Consider the following 15,509-nt stretch of genomic DNA (forward strand, 5'->3'; position numbering starts at 1 on the left):
GCTGCTACTCATGCAGAGACTCTCCGCGCACGGAGAGTCAGCCAAATTGGGCAAATTACAATTCTGGTTTTGCTTGTACAGAAATTCGTTTCTTCGCTAAAGCTTTCACGTCTTTAAACGCTACAAAGTTCTTCGCATTTTCATCCCACAAGCGGAAACGTAGTGACTTTAAACTTGTCGCAAGTGTAATGGTTGGAACATTTTTTAATGGTTCTGTCTGGTTATGAGCTTCTTCTAATTTATAATTTGGAACTCTTGGACTTAAATGGTGAACATGGTGGAAACCAATATTACCTGTTAAGAATTGTAAAAGTTTAGGCAGTTTGTAAAAAGAACTTCCCTCTACTGCAGCTTTCACATATTCCCAATCCTTATCTTCTTCAAAGTAAGAATCTTCAAATGTATGCTGTACATAAAATAGCCAAATACCTGCCGAACCGGAAATCATGAAAATCGTACCTTGAATGAGCAGGAATGACTGCCAGCCAATTGTCATGCAAAATAAAGTAATTAAAGCAACAAGAATGACATTCGTTAAATAGGTATTCATTCGCTCCTTTTTACGAGCATCTTTTCTGTTAAAACGATTTTTAAGCGCGAATACATAAATGGGTCCAAAACCAAACATCACGATTGGATTACGATAAAAACGGTAAGCTAAACGAAGTTTAAGTGGAGCTGCTAAATATTCATCGACAGTTAATGTCCAAATATCCCCTGTACCACGCTTATCTAAGTTACCACTTGTGGCATGGTGAACAGAGTGTTCGTGACCCCATTGATCAAACGGGAACAAGGTTAATACTCCCATTGCGGTCCCAACTGCGCGATTCGCCTTTCTGTTTCTAAAAAACGAATGATGGGTACAGTCGTGAAAAATGATGAAAATTCGTACTAAAAACCCTGCTGCTGCAATCATTGGTACCAATGCTAACCAATAAGAAATAGATAAGCTTTGATAAGCAAGGAACCACAATAAGATAAACGGTCCGACCGTGTTAATAATCTGCCAAACACTTTCTTTTGTTGTTGACCCTTCAAAAGGAGCAACTTGTTTTCGTAAATTCTTCGTATTTTCTTGTACTGACATAATTTTAATTCCCTTCGGTTTGTGTCGTTAAATCAAGTATAGTAAATAAAAATGATTACTGTAAGTACCAGGTGTCATATGCAGAGTATGACAAACGTCATATACAGCTTGTCTCTTACACGAAAACAGAAAGGTATGCTATAATAAAATAGTTGTGTTTTAACAAACTAAAGCGGTAATGTAAATGAAAAAACTAACCAGCCGCTTCAAAAGGGTGCGAATTAATGAAAAATGAAATTGATACGATTTATATTTTAGAAAATCCCGAAAAGAATATGATTAAATTTGCAACTGGGTATCAGCTTAAATATGAAGACACGATAAAAGATGTTTTTGGTGTCGCTTGCCTGAATGATTTAGAAATGATGATTCAATTTAACAAGCCTTTCCAAGATAGCATTTGTACCAGTAAGAACATAACGGTTAAGAGTCTTTCATTAAAACAAGTGATCCGAATTGCTTCCAAAAAGGAACTCCTTCAATTAAGGGAGCAACAGTTAGAGCAGTTAGGCGAGCTGCCAATTCCACGTCCATTCGATTCAGTCATCCAGCTCCAAGAAGGAGTTTTCCGCTGGGATGAACAAAATTCTTCATACATTTTAGATCAGCTTGGTGCCTAATTTATTGTTTTAAGTAAGTAATCCGCCTTAGGTGTGGGTTACTTTTTTCTATGAAAATTATTATTTGGCAGGTGTACCATCTCATGGCCTCAATGGAAAAAGCAATTATTATTGGCGGAGGAATTTCGGGTAAATTGGCAGCACGTGTGTTATCGGATGTTTATAAAGAAGTTATCATCCTCGAACGTGACAGCCAATCAGAAGGACCATCATCACGAAAGGGTGCCCCGCAAGGTGAACATTTACACGCCCTTCTTCATGCTGGCGAGCACGGTCTCGAGGAGCTGTTTCCTGGTATTACAGAGAAATTTTATGATAGCGGGGCTGTAAAAATCAATTCGACCATGGATCTTTCATGGTTTCACCATGGAGCGTGGAAAATTCGATACGATGCCGGGTATAGGACTACACTTCAAACACGCCCGCATTTAGAATGGCATATTGAACAATACATAAAACGAATTCAAAATGTTGTTTTGCATTACAATCAAGTGGTCGAGGATTTTTTATATAATGAAGAAGAAAATCGAATCACAGGTGTTCGACTACAAACAGGAACAATACTAGCAGATTTAGTTGTGGATGCCAGCGGTGTAAGCAGTCTTATCTCAAAATGGTTAGGTAAACGAGGTACACATATTCCTAAAGAAAAAATTGAAATCAACTTAAGCTATATCAGTAAACAATTTGAGCTGGATGAAAGTTATCAAAGAAACTGGAAGATTAAGATGGTGTATCCTAATCCTCCTCAAGAAAAAATGGGAGGCACCATCTCAAAGGTTGAGGGGAATCGTTATATTGTCACCATTATGGGTTATCATAAAGCCGTTGATGAGAAAGAGGTTCTAGAAGATGATAACGGCTTTATTGAACTTTCTAGGAAATTGCCAAGACTTGATATCTTTCAAGAGATAGAACATGGCACTCCCCTTACGAAAACAAGCTTCTATCGCATTCCACATATTATTTGGAAAAGATTTGATAAGATGGAATTACCAAAGGGTCTTTTGTTAATCGGAGATACCATCTGCAGGATTGATCCTGTCTTTGGTCAAGGAATGAGTATAGCTATTTTAGAGGCTCTTACTTTGAAAAAACTGTTACAAACAGGCGCACGACAAATAGATTCAGCGGCATTTCATAAAAAGGCTGCGAAAACCATTTCCCCGATTTGGAATATGGTCATTACAGAAGATTTCCGTTATTCTGCTACCACCGGGAAAATGCCAATCGGTCTCTTTATACAGCAATGGTACGCAAAAAAAATCTTCCTCTTATCCTCTCAAAATAAAGAAGTCTACGATGCTTTTGTAAAAGTGATGAACCTGGTTCGACCGATTTCATCCTTGATGACTCCTAGGATCATCAAAAGTGTATTATTGCATACATTCTTTAAGAAACCATAAATAGTAGGCACCACAGGTAAAGGACATGCTTCTAAAAATGAAGTTTGTCCTTTTTCGTATTGCCTACTTGTTTATATTTACTGCATTACTAAAGTCACAATATAAAGAATTTATAGAATATTGTATTGAAATATCATCCGATATTATTTTATACTTTTAATGTCACCTTGTTATACAACATTTGGAACTGTAAACCAATTAATACATAACAAAGGAGGAATTATATGTTTGAACAACTTGTTGCTAGCATTAACGGTTATTTATGGAGCCCGCCTCTTATCATCTTTATTTGTGCAGTTGGACTGTACTTTAGTGTGCGGACAAGATTTCTGCAAATACGTCATGTAAAGGAAATGGTGCGTCTATTATTTAATGGTAAGAGCTCTAATGAGGGTGTCTCTTCCTTTCAAGCATTGGCCATGTCTTTATCCGGTCGTATTGGAGTCGGGAATATTGCTGGAACGGCGACAGGAATTGCTTTCGGTGGCCCAGGCGCAGTATTTTGGATGTGGGTAATTACCTTTATCGGTGCAGCATCAGCTTTTGTTGAGTCCACTCTTGCTCAAATCTATAAAGAAAAGCAAGATGGCGAATATCGAGGCGGTCCTGCCTTCTACATTGAAAAGGGACTTGGCTGGAAATGGTTTGCCGTTATATTTGCAGTGGCAACACTCCTCGCAATGGCTATACTCATGCCAGGAATTCAGGCAAATTCGATTACAGAGGGCGTTAGCAATGCATTTGGGATTGACAATACGATTACCGGATTAGTACTTATTTTACTTATGGGACTTATTATTTTTGGCGGAGTTAAGCGTATTGCGAGAGTTGCAGAATTTCTTGTGCCTTTTATGGCTGCCGGATATTTATTAATCGCTATAGCCATCATTGCGGTTAATTTTGATAGAATTCCAGAAGTATTTACCCTGATTTTTAAAAGTGCCTTTGGCGCTGAGGAAATGTTCGGGGGCATTCTCGGTTCAACCATTATGTGGGGTGTAAAACGTGGGCTATATGCGAATGAAGCTGGGCAGGGTACTGGTGCTCACCCTGCAGCAGCCGCAGAAGTATCCCATCCGGCAAAGCAAGGATTAGTCCAAGCTTTTTCTATTTATCTAGATGTGTTCTTAATTGTTACAGCTACTGCCTTTATGATTCTATTTACGAATTCATACAATACCATAAATGAAAAAACGGGAGAAGTGTTAGTTGAAAATCTTAAAGGAGTCGAAACGGGTCCTGCTTACACCCAAGCGGCGGTTGATACGATTCTGCCAGGGTTTGGATCAGGATTTATTGCGATTGCTCTATTCTTCTTTGCCTTCACCACGATTTTTGCGTATTACTATATTGCGGAAACCAATCTCGCATATCTAATTAAAGGCAAACAAAGAAAACTAGCGATGACCATATTAAAATTAGTTCTCTTAGGATCCACTTTCTATGGATCTGTAAAGACCGCAGAAACAGCTTGGGCAATGGGTGATATCGGACTTGGTATCATGGTATGGTTGAACTTACTTGCCATTCTTTTATTATTTAAACCAGCGAACATCGCTCTTAAGGATTATGAAGCGCAGCTGAAGCAAGGCCTTGACCCTAAATTTAATTCTACTAAATTAGGTATTAAGAATGCAGAATTCTGGGCTGACGGATATCAAACAGATAAAAAAGATGAAAGAAAACGTGCTGCAAATTAATGATTTTACACACAGTGAAAGGCACCTTCCAATCATGTGGAAGGTGCCTTTCACTTTTATTGATTTCATCAAGGAATCTTTAATTCGTACTTTCTTTTACAACTGGTTTTCCTGCTTCTAGCAGCACCTTACTGCCAATTAAAAAGAATCCCTGGATAAACATTAATAATCCAGTACCGATTAGGAGCCATTCAATTTCAATAATATCTGCAATCGGTCCAAATATGAGCATTCCCAGTGGCATCATCGAGGTAGAAATCATCCCCAAGACACCAAAAACCCTACCGAGATAATCTCCCTCCACCTTCTCTTGCAGTAAGACAGTCGATGGTGTGTTAAAAATCGGCATGGCTACCCCTACTAACCCCATGAAAACTAAATAAATCCAAAAGTTCGGGGTGATACCAAGTGCGAATGTACATGCACCCATCACAAGGGCAGCTAGTGTCATCGAATGAATCTTGTTTTTAAATCCGCCCCAAGATGCCATGAACCCGCCGCCAATCATCATCCCAATCGAAAAAGTAATTTCAATTGCTGTTAACCGCCAAACATCATCACCGAAAGTGCGAGTAACCTGCAGCGGGGTTAGGAATGCCACCGGGGCCGCTAATACAAAGAAAAACGCAAAAAAGACAAAAAACGTCTTAACAAAAGCATGATTTTGAATATAGATAAAACCTTGTTTCAAGTCGCTGAAATAGCTGGTTGTTTGCTTTTCTGCCGCTTTTGCATGGATGGGAATATGCAAAAAAGCGAGTAAGATAAAAACGGCGATCGCTGCAGTGACTACATCTATGAAGAAGATTGCCTCCATGGAAGCCATTGTCAGTAATGCTGCGCTGACCATAGGCGCCACGAGCATGATTAGTGCTTGGATACTGCCATTCGTTCCGTTCACTTTTGTGAGTTTATCTTCTGGAACCATCTGAGGAAGAATAGCTCCTACCGCTGGACCTTGAATACCTGTTCCTATTGCCCGAATGGCCGACATTAGAAATAATAACCAAAGTGCCTCATACCCCATTAAAAACAGAATCGCTAAAACAAGAGTTGAAATCGCAATCAAGGAATCTGATAGGATAATTAGTATTTTTCGATTGTAGCGGTCTGCCCAAACCCCTGCAAAAGGAGAAAGAAAAAAAGTTGGGACAAAGCCGCATATGATGGAAATTGTCATCATCACACCTGATTGGGTGTTCAAGGTGATATACCACATAATCGCATATTGAACCAAGGCTGATCCAAAAAGGGATATGGTTTGACTTCCTAAAAAGAGAATCGTATTTCGTTTCCAATGATTCATTTCGTGCTTAGATGTTTCCATATAGATCACGTCCTATAAAATATTTTTTAGCTTGGTATGTGGTCAAGGACATTTTTATAGAAACTGAAATAACACAAATAACATCTAAAAAAAGACAGCAAAAAAGAGGGCAGAATTGTCCCTCTTGTTTTACAATACCGTAAAATAAAGGTTTCCCTAAAAATAGACAGACCACTCCCGTTACTCTGCACGCGTGCAAAGTCCTTGAACCTATTCATTTAACAGTTCAAAGCTGGGAATCGTAGTCTCATAGACGCAGTCAAAGGGAAAACCTCCATTTCTTATAAGTTAGGTTTAGTTTACCACACTCGTTTGCTTATATCAAAGGTGATAAGTACTTTCAATGGATTTAATGGTATCATACAGTTTTTTGTTTACAGGTGTTGGTACTCGATGTTTTTCACCCATTTCCAATACTGCTCCAGCAAACAAAGCCACCTCGCTATATCTGCGTGCTTCCAAATCCTGTGCCATGGAAGGTTTCCCTTCAGGACTTAATGTGGCTAACACGCTTAACCAATAGTTCAGATCTGCCTCGGTTAGATTAATCCCCTCATATTCAGATAAGGTAATGACCTCTCTCATTGCAGCAATCATGGTTTCCCTTGCTTCGCCATCTCGTTGAATTTCACCGTAATTGCTTTTATAGACAGCAACAGTTTGATTCACTCCAACATTGAGCATGAATTTCCCCCATAACCGCTTATTCATATTGGTATCTACCTCATAAGGGAAATCAATTTTATCAAAAAAAGCCGCAACACTCTTCACCTTGTCAGAAATGATCCCAGGCACTTGATCACCAAAGCAAAGCATACCCATATGATCATATGTAAGCTTATTTCCCACTTTTACCGCGTCCATCCCTTGGGCTACACTATAAAGAATCTTATCCATTCCATAAACTTGGCCAATAATACCCTCACTTGTAATTCCATTTAAGGCCGATAAAATAATCGTGTCCTTCCCCACATGATGGCGAACAGCTTGGATGGCATCATGTAACCCTTCGTATTTTACCGAAAAAATCAATAAATCTGCTGGTTCACAAGGTTCTTTAGGTGTTACATAGTTGAAGGCACAAGGTTCACCATTACAATAGACATCTTCGCTTCTATATTTTTTAATTCTTTCACGGTCGGCAATAATTCTTACATTTTCCTTTGGCATTTTCTTGGCAAAATGGTTCCCAAATAAAATACCTAATGCACCTAATCCGATAATCGATACTTTTTTAATTTCCATCCGATATATCCTCTCCGCTTTTTACTAAATTTTATCATGAATTTTTGGTCGATTAATAATGATTCGTTTTTCGGTATAATAGAAAGATAGAATATATTGTAATGAGGGATAAGATGTGGATAACGAAAATAACGAGCAAAAACATAAAGAAGACGAAATTGACTGGGAGGCATTTTTTAATCCAGAAGATAAACAGGAATGGGAAAAAGAGAAACTTCAAAAGAAAAAGTGGAAAAAGTTTGTGGTTAAAATCGTTAGTTCCCTACTCGTACTAGCGCTTTTAATAAGCGGATTAGAGGTATGGATTAATATTTTCAACCTTCCTGCAATTAACTTTGTTAAAGTGTCTAATCACTTATCCAAGCAGCCTGAAGTAAAAAAGTACAAAAAATCGATTGTTACGATTGAATGGAATGGAGTAAAAGGAACGGGATTTACCGTTTCACCCTCTGGATTAATCGTTACCAATGAACATGTGGTAGAACATACAAATAGAGTAAATGTCCAGTTTAAATCGGGTGAGTCATATGCTGGTAAGGTAGTTGCAAAACACCCGGAAATAGATGTGGCAATTGTAGACATTGATGCAGAAAACCTTCCTTTTCTTCCATTTAGAATCGAAAAAGATTGGGAAAGTACGGTTGGCGATGATATCATCTTTATCGGAAATCCATTGGCTTTTACCCAAATAGCCAATCAAGGTAAAATCATCGGTAAAGTTCATTTAACGGACTGGGACGTACCAGTGATGATGATAGAAGCCCCAATTTATAAGGGGAATAGCGGCAGCCCGGTACTGAATCAAAATGGTGAAGTCGTTGGCGTAATTTTTGCTACCTTGCAAAATCCAGAAATAGAAACTAAAGAAATAATTGGGGCTGCTATCCCATCGTTTTATATAAACGAAATTTTAGAAACAGTAACGGATTAATCGTATATTCGTTTTATGAAGCCGATAATTGTATGTGTTTGTACTAAACGGACCTCATGAGGCGTTCATGAAGCCAAAATCGTAACTTCTCGAAGAAATCAGACTTCATGAAGCGTTCATGAAGCCCATAATCCTAAAATATTAAAATAATTAGACCTCAAGGTTTTTTAGAAAACTCATTATTAGGATATCGTTGATATTACTATCAACCACAATCAACTCTTTTCCTAACTCTTGTGCGCAGGCTTTCGCCCATATTGCCCTGTCTTGATAGATTTTCTCTTGCCACTTCTGGCTTCCCATCATTTGATTTGATCCTGTATTGAAAATGTAAAATGAGTAATTTTATAATTTGCTGGCACAGCCCGACCTAAATGCTCATAAGCCGTACACAAAGAATCAATACCACATGATAGACCTGTTCCCACTGCCCCCTCATTTGGTAATGGTGTGGAAACAAGGTTATCGCAAACCAGTTTAATATGCTTATGTTTATAGATTTGCGCAATTAACGGAATTAAATGGTGATTTTAAGAATAATAAAGTTTTTCCGAGAGAGCACCTTTGACTAGAATATTTTGTCCTTTATTTAGTGCGAGCCAAAGTAGACCAACCAAAAAGGCATCGACTCGCTCCGTCGTCATATACGAACCATAATTCTCACTACTCTCATACCAAAGCATATTCTCCATACCTGCTTCATCAAATCTAGCTTGCAAGCGCACTTTTCCATTCATGTTTACTTTTTCTGGTTGGTATATAGTAACAATGTAGGCACCGCCATAAATTATTTACCTACTATACTATGTAAAAAAAGCTAAATGAATTGGACAAACCCACACATCCAAAAAATAAAAACCACCAACTGGTGGTTTCCTAATTCACAGCCATATACATTAACGATTTTTTCCTGCTTTCAAAAGCCCTTTTATCTGAAACATAGCCACTTTACCATCTTTACGTTCAATAGCTTGAACGAAGCTGCCTACGACAATTAACTCAGCTAATGATCCCAGCGAAAGGCCGATCGCGCCGATGGTCCCATTCCATTGCGCCGCAAAAGTCACGCCAATAATTAAAGCGATCAATGTAACAATAAAATTTGCTCCTTGAGAAAAAATCGTTATCTTCGTGCGTTTATACACCATTAATAAACCGTTAAAGTAATCTACAAATGGAAATACAAGCGCCATTAACATCGTAACCTTGAACACCTGTATGCTAGCGTCCAACAACCTTCCACTAACTCCAATTACATGTTCAAAAAACAATTCCCCCAACGGAGTATACGATAAAATCGCTACCAAGATGCACGGAATAAAACCTACTATTAATAAGAACTTTTTTACAAGCGCATGATGTTCTCCATAAAAATTGATCACAATTTGATGGATGTAAGAGAATAGACTTAAAATCAATTGAGTCACACTTAAGGCAATAGCATAACTTGCAATTGCCAACTCGATATTAACCGTTTTACCTAAAGCAATATTGATTGCAGGACCAATCATAACAACAATTACAGAAGATAACATAAGAGGGCTATAAAATTTAAAGATACTTTTCTTTGACTCTATCTTTAGTTCATGCTTCTCGGGCATTTTGTGGACTAATGACCTTGCTTCTATGAAGCTAATACTACACTCGACGATCATTCCGATTAAGAAAATCAGCGCACCTGATACTCCTGTAATATGACCCGTATGAATGAAAAATAGGGACAACAAGTACATGGCAGCAAGCCTTATGACCATACCAATGGTTAACCATTTTGTCTGTCGATTATAAATAATCACTCCTTGAGCTAAACAACGAAGTGCAGAAAAAATCGTCACGATGATAAGTACTTGGTAGATAGCCTTTATATCATCCACCATGCTCGCTTTCGCTCCAAAGATTTTTGCAAAAATAAAATCTCCTGCCGGAGTATAAGCCACTGCAAATGCAACAAACATTAAACTTCCGATGAGGTAAAAGGAAAAATGGGACATTAACTTATACGATTCTTTATCCCGCACCAATGAAGAACACGTCTGCCTGAGCAAATTTCCCAGCCGTTCAGTAATAGCAAACAAACTCATCGCAATTGCATAACCCGCCAAAATAAATTCAGAATTATCCGCTCTAACTAATGTACTGTTAATAATAATATGAGATATCGTAACAAGACTCGCAGATAATGCTAAGGGTATAAAGAAAATGAACAACGATTTCATATTCAGATTTTCTTTGGTTTTTTTCATTCACTCCAACACCTTCTAATTAGACTATCTTCCTAAATTTATTTCGGCACACTAAATTTATTCCATTTTATTATAAATCGTATGGGTTTTCATGGATATAATTATTTTTACAAAAATGACAATAACACCGACCTCTTTTGACGAATGTCGGTGTTAGATACGTTTTTAATCATTATTCTCTAATAACGGAATCTTAACTTCCACCCCTAATCGAGTAAGTAACTTAGCGAGGGTTTCAAGTCCAGATTTCGGATTAATTTTCGTTTCAAGGTAATAGGTGGTACCTGTAAGTTTAGATTTATACGTATGCAATTGGGTAAAATTCCGTTTATCTTTATGAACGGGTTCAAGTGCCATCGCATAGCGTTTTCCTGTATCGGTGGAACCAAGAACCACTCCCTCTTTAATCATTTCATGAATAGGAAGATGATGATCCTCAATCCAATTTAACCCTTCTTTCCAAAGTGCCGGCACGCTTTCACCACGAATAACCGTGTTGCCTTTTCCAAGCTTTACATTGATATATAAGGAATCCCATTTTTTATTACTTGTCCGAATGGACTCCTCCTCTACCGCAGGTCCAACCGCGGAGGCTTTTTCATTTGTTTTTTTCTTCAATTGCTCAAACAATTTTTCTACTGTTCCAATCCCGACATTTTCATATTTTGCGAGAATAACAAGCTCCTTTGGCAGCTGCCCGACACTGTCAATCTGATCTTCGTTAAGTTGTCTTAACAGACTTGGAATCCCAGTGAATTCCTCCGAGGTAAGCGGGACCTTTGCCAGTTCCTCGGTGACAATGATATAGTCTGCCTTGTAAAAGAAGAACAGTTCACCAGGTCGTTCTAGTGATAACTTCCTTCTAATTTTCTCTTCTTCAATAAAGGTCTTTAATTCCTCAAACAAAATCTCATCATTTTTTTCACTGTACCGTTTTACATGCTTGTGAAGTCCTTCCAGATTTTTTGGCAGCTCACTCATGATGCGTGCTTGTTGCTCTGCGCCTAATCGAATCAGAAAGGTTTCGGATTTATCAAATCGTTGTGGCAGCAAAAATGCGTCACGAAGAAAATAAGGAACTTCCAGTTTTCTTCCATTGAATGTAATAGTACGAATTGTTGTCACACCAGGAATTCCCTCTTCGACTACGGGTATTTCAGCTACCGGCGATTCAACAGCAACTGCAGTTTCTGCCAATGCAGTCTCAGTAGAGAGCTTTTCCACGGAATGAGAAAGAAGTTCTTCAAGTGACTTTAGTCTAATTTCCAGCTCAGACATATCATATCTTTTTTCCATAATTGGGGATGGATCCTGATAATCCGGAACGGTAATATCCACTGGTCCATATACCTCTACATACCATTTAACAATTTTGTACAATGCTTCCCACGACAAAAGCGCCTCAGAATAGCGAAACATTCTTGAATTATGGGCCGCTTGATTTCCAATTTGCCTAACAAAATGGAGAGCATCTCGTATCTCAGGTATTAAATATCCTTTGTCGTTAAGCATATCGAGCTGGTCCTTCAAATTAGCCCGAGGATCTTCAGGCAATTCCTCAGCTCGAATCACCTGCTGTAAAATATTCTCGACAAACACACGGGCGTGTGTCAGCATCGTTCTTGGGCTGGAAAAAATACTATTTTCCAATTCACGTGCAACTAACGCCAGTTCTTTCGATAGCGGCTCAATAAATTGATAGAAATATGATTGTTTGTCCATGTAAAAGCTCCTCTAAATATATTACTCTTATTTTATCATATTGAACCACTCTTGGAATATACTAGTAGATTGATCCATAAAGAAAAGCCGCCTCGAGAAGAGAACGGCTTTTGTGTTAATTTTTAAATATAGTACCAATGATTTCGTCGTACGACATTCCACTATTGACTGTATAAGAACCTGGACGCAAAGCGTTTTGTAACCCTCTAGCCTCAATATCCTGCGTGAAGACAAACGCATCGGGGATTAAACTCGCTTGAACAAGCACATTCGCAACATCGATACTCGTCATTCCATCTGCGACATTGACTACAACTTGAGTTACGGGTTTATCCAGCTCTTTTGAATCAGCAGGCTTTGTTTCAATACCCTTTGCTGCTTCCAACGTCTTTTCTAATTCTTCTTTCGTTTGAACCACATAACCCGCAGATTCAAGCTCATCCTTCATCTGTGCTGCAGTTAGTTTAATATCTCCGGAAGATTTAGCGGACGCTTTTTCAGAGGTGGTATCATCTGTGAAGTAAACAACACCACAAATTGTTGTGGCAATTAGAATTCCTGCTGCAAAGCTGCTCAATAAATTAATTCGCATTTGCCACTTGGCCCCCTTCATCCTTTATTTTCAGATAAGGTGTTAGCAGCTGTTCAATCTCAGTTACTGGTACTTCTTTCATCTCAGCGATGCTTTCAATCGAGTAATTACGTCTATATAAGTCTATAACTTCACGCATAAAAAGCTTCTCTTCTGCAGAAAGTTGAATTCCAGCTTCTTTTGTTACTACTTCTATATCAAGCTCGATATCTCGGATTGAGTCTTGAATGCTATTGATTTCTTTCATCATGGATACATGTACTAAATCAATTTGCTTTTTTTCAAGCTTTGAGTCACGGTATGTCTTAACTATTGAAAAAACAAGCAATAATGCGGAAAGAAGAAACAATCCGAATAAAGTCCATTCCATCGAAATCTACCTCCTTCTTTTTAATAGACCAACACAAGAATCTATTATACATCCAAAACAGATAAATTTCGATTTTATTCTACAAAATACATCAAAAGTCTGAGAGATTTGTCAAAAAGCAGGTAATTTAATTTGCAGCCAACGTTTTGTTTTTTTGTGAAAGAGTAACTATTTACCCAATTAAAAAAGCCGCTTCACAGTCGTGACCACGGCTTTAATGTATACAAATTTCTTCTTCTTATAGAGAGTTTGCATCCATCCCCATTTGGCTCCATTCTTCTCGTGATGGTCCATAGACACCTGGGACCCTTAATACAGCTTGGCGCATAAGAACGGTCATCTGTCCACGGTGATGAATGATATGCTTGTTAAGCATACTAAGCATAACAGCTCTTGGCAGATCCATTCCAAATACACTTTTCGTTTCACTTAGGGATTGGTCTGTCCACTGTTCACTTATAGCTGCACTAGTTTCTGCACTCACATTCCGGAACGTTTCAGCTATTTCCCTAGCTGAGGTTGGAAGGTCAGCTTCGTTTAACGAACTTTTTACTGTAACACCAAACTCCATTAACATTCCAGGTGTACTCGCAACAATATGCCAAGCAATTTCTCCTAATGTGCGATCTTCCGGCGAAACTCTTTGTTGAAGTGACTCATCGGTTAAGGCATCCAAAACCTTTTGGGTAGAAACGGCTTCTTGATTCCATTCATTGATAAAGTGAGAAATGGCTGTATACATTGTATTTCCTCCATTACGGTTTGTTTTTTTTTGACTACAGTAGCATAATATACCATTTTTACTCTTATTACAAAATTCCCATACTAACATTTCCTAATCTCATGTTTTTATTCTCAAATCGTGATTACCATGATAGAATCTTAACGTTGTAAAATAAGTCAAATGGATTATCGGTGGTGTATTGTGAAAGAGAATGTTTTAATTCAAACTAAAAAAAGAATAAAGCTGGATTTAAGCTTTCTAAAAAAGGACATAGTTTTTACCATTTCACTGATTTTAGCCACTGGGAGCTGTTTATTTCAAACTCCTAAAATAGAGTATCTAAATTTCCCCGTATTGATTAGTTTATTTAACCTAATGCTTGCGATTAAAGCTTTTGATGAGCTAAAAGTATTAGATAAATTCGCTATATCAATTTTAAATAAATGCAATAATAGTAAATCGGTTTCAGCGATTCTCATATTGTTATGTTTTTTTAGCTCGATGATTGTTACAAACGATGTGGCATTACTTACATTTGTACCACTGACACTCGTGATAAGCAGGAAAATGAACATGCCTATGATGGAAACGATCATCCTGCAAACGATAGCTGCAAATATCGGCAGCAGTCTAACGCCAATGGGAAATCCGCAAAATCTGTTTATCTATTCATTTTATGGACTAACACCAAAGCCCTTTTTTATGACCGTTCTTTTACTCGCTGTTCTTGGTATCATTTCTATATATATCTTCATCCATAGACTGACTAAAAAGGAATTGAAGGTAGAGATTGCTCCGATACAAATTAACGATAAGAAGAGAACCATGGTTTGGGGCATCGTTTTAGCTGTTATCATTGCATCCATTTTCGGTGTCATTCCATACCAAGCTGCGTTAATCATTACTTTAATGACTGCTGCCATTATAAATCATAAGCTATTGTTTAAAATTGATTATTTCCTGCTATTAACTTTTATTTGTTTTTTCATCTTTGTAGGAAATATCTCGAATACTAACGCCGTTCATATGATGGCCAGTGTTAATCTGAAAGATTCTGATTCTATTTATTTCACCTCAATTCTATTGAGTCAATTCATTAGTAATGTTCCTGCTTCTTTCCTTCTGGCTGAGTTTACATCAAATTGGAGGCCGCTGCTATTGGGGGTAAATATAGGTGGACTTGGGACAATTATAGCCTCTATGGCCAGTGTCATTTCTTATAAATTATATATTCAATCCTATCCTAGCCAAGGAAAAAAATATTTACTAAAATTTAGCGTATATAACTTTCTTTTTTTAACACTTTTAACCTTTATTCCATATGTAATTTTAAAAATCCTTCATATATTCTAATCATTTGCAGGCCGCTAGGTTAAACACAACAGTTCACAATCCTTATCTCATTGAGCATTCTGGAAACTTTCCTTAAATAAAGGCTCAATTATTAGGTTGATTTTTGTGAAGGGTTGAGAATTCATAGGCGGAGAATTTCCGGCTATTGTATATAGAGGAACCTTAAGAAGCAGATATAAGCGGAAA

At 37.8% G+C, this 15,509-nt stretch carries 15 protein-coding genes; 5 read left to right on the forward strand and 10 right to left on the reverse strand.

Annotated elements, in window-relative coordinates; all coding sequences use genetic code 11:
• Positions 1-55 precede the first annotated feature (55 nt).
• Positions 56-1,090 (reverse strand): Delta(5) desaturase DesA, encoded by a 1,035-nt coding sequence (gene desA, locus F4694_RS04410; RefSeq protein WP_179595687.1) that lies wholly within the window; start codon positions 1,088-1,090, stop codon positions 56-58.
• Positions 1,091-1,314: 224 nt separating this feature from the next.
• On the opposite strand from desA, the gene F4694_RS04415 reads away from it, so the two are divergent.
• The 3 genes from F4694_RS04415 (at position 1,315) to F4694_RS04425 (ending at position 4,816) form a co-directional block, all read left to right on the forward strand.
• Positions 1,315-1,710 (forward strand): hypothetical protein, encoded by a 396-nt coding sequence (locus tag F4694_RS04415; protein WP_179595688.1) that lies wholly within the window; start codon positions 1,315-1,317, stop codon positions 1,708-1,710.
• Between the two features lie 92 nt (positions 1,711-1,802).
• Positions 1,803-3,116: an FAD-dependent oxidoreductase gene (locus F4694_RS04420; RefSeq protein WP_257029123.1), complete on the forward strand. Its 1,314-nt coding sequence runs from the start codon at positions 1,803-1,805 to the stop codon at positions 3,114-3,116.
• Positions 3,117-3,340: 224 nt separating this feature from the next.
• Positions 3,341-4,816: an alanine/glycine:cation symporter family protein gene (locus F4694_RS04425; protein WP_179595690.1), complete on the forward strand. Its 1,476-nt coding sequence runs from the start codon at positions 3,341-3,343 to the stop codon at positions 4,814-4,816.
• A gap of 79 nt (positions 4,817-4,895) precedes the next feature.
• On the opposite strand, the gene F4694_RS04430 is transcribed toward F4694_RS04425, so the two are convergent.
• Entirely contained in the window at positions 4,896-6,122 is a 1,227-nt protein-coding gene (locus tag F4694_RS04430; RefSeq protein ID WP_179596014.1) for an MFS transporter, read from the reverse strand.
• A 342-nt stretch (positions 6,123-6,464) separates the two neighbouring features.
• Positions 6,465-7,388, reverse strand: a complete 924-nt coding sequence (locus F4694_RS04435) for a ketopantoate reductase family protein (protein WP_179595691.1) — start codon at positions 7,386-7,388, stop codon at positions 6,465-6,467.
• 115 nt (positions 7,389-7,503) lie between these two features.
• Between F4694_RS04435 and F4694_RS32825 the strand changes: the two genes are divergently transcribed.
• Positions 7,504-8,319, forward strand: a complete 816-nt coding sequence (locus tag F4694_RS32825; RefSeq protein WP_179595692.1) for a S1C family serine protease — start codon at positions 7,504-7,506, stop codon at positions 8,317-8,319.
• A 150-nt stretch (positions 8,320-8,469) separates the two neighbouring features.
• Here the strand turns inward: F4694_RS32825 and F4694_RS04445 are convergent, their stop codons facing one another.
• From F4694_RS04445 to F4694_RS04475, 7 genes are all read right to left on the reverse strand, one after another.
• Positions 8,470-8,625 (reverse strand): hypothetical protein, encoded by a 156-nt coding sequence (locus F4694_RS04445; RefSeq protein ID WP_179595693.1) that lies wholly within the window; start codon positions 8,623-8,625, stop codon positions 8,470-8,472.
• Between the two features lie 224 nt (positions 8,626-8,849).
• Entirely contained in the window at positions 8,850-9,056 is a 207-nt protein-coding gene (locus tag F4694_RS04450; RefSeq protein ID WP_218895511.1) for a hypothetical protein, read from the reverse strand.
• Between the two features lie 159 nt (positions 9,057-9,215).
• Positions 9,216-10,562: a multi antimicrobial extrusion protein MatE gene (locus F4694_RS04455; protein ID WP_257029124.1), complete on the reverse strand. Its 1,347-nt coding sequence runs from the start codon at positions 10,560-10,562 to the stop codon at positions 9,216-9,218.
• Between the two features lie 165 nt (positions 10,563-10,727).
• Positions 10,728-12,284 carry a DUF4145 domain-containing protein gene (locus F4694_RS04460; protein ID WP_257029125.1) on the reverse strand — a complete coding sequence of 519 codons (1,557 nt, stop codon included), beginning with the start codon at positions 12,282-12,284 and terminating at the stop codon, positions 10,728-10,730.
• Between the two features lie 115 nt (positions 12,285-12,399).
• Positions 12,400-12,876: an aminodeoxychorismate lyase gene (locus F4694_RS04465; protein WP_179595695.1), complete on the reverse strand. Its 477-nt coding sequence runs from the start codon at positions 12,874-12,876 to the stop codon at positions 12,400-12,402.
• Positions 12,866-13,246, reverse strand: a complete 381-nt coding sequence (locus tag F4694_RS04470) for a hypothetical protein (RefSeq protein WP_179595696.1) — start codon at positions 13,244-13,246, stop codon at positions 12,866-12,868. The genes F4694_RS04465 and F4694_RS04470 overlap by 11 nt, the downstream gene beginning before the upstream one ends.
• Before the next feature lie 238 nt (positions 13,247-13,484).
• Positions 13,485-13,988: a DinB family protein gene (locus tag F4694_RS04475; protein WP_179595697.1), complete on the reverse strand. Its 504-nt coding sequence runs from the start codon at positions 13,986-13,988 to the stop codon at positions 13,485-13,487.
• 183 nt (positions 13,989-14,171) lie between these two features.
• Here F4694_RS04475 and F4694_RS04480 point away from each other — a divergent pair, with 183 nt between their 5' ends.
• Positions 14,172-15,323 carry an SLC13 family permease gene (locus tag F4694_RS04480; protein ID WP_179595698.1) on the forward strand — a complete coding sequence of 384 codons (1,152 nt, stop codon included), beginning with the start codon at positions 14,172-14,174 and terminating at the stop codon, positions 15,321-15,323.
• Positions 15,324-15,509: the final 186 nt, after the last annotated feature.

The organism is Neobacillus driksii, assembly GCF_013409995.1.
In the GTDB taxonomy this organism is placed as follows: domain Bacteria; phylum Bacillota; class Bacilli; order Bacillales; family Cytobacillaceae; genus Neobacillus; species Neobacillus driksii.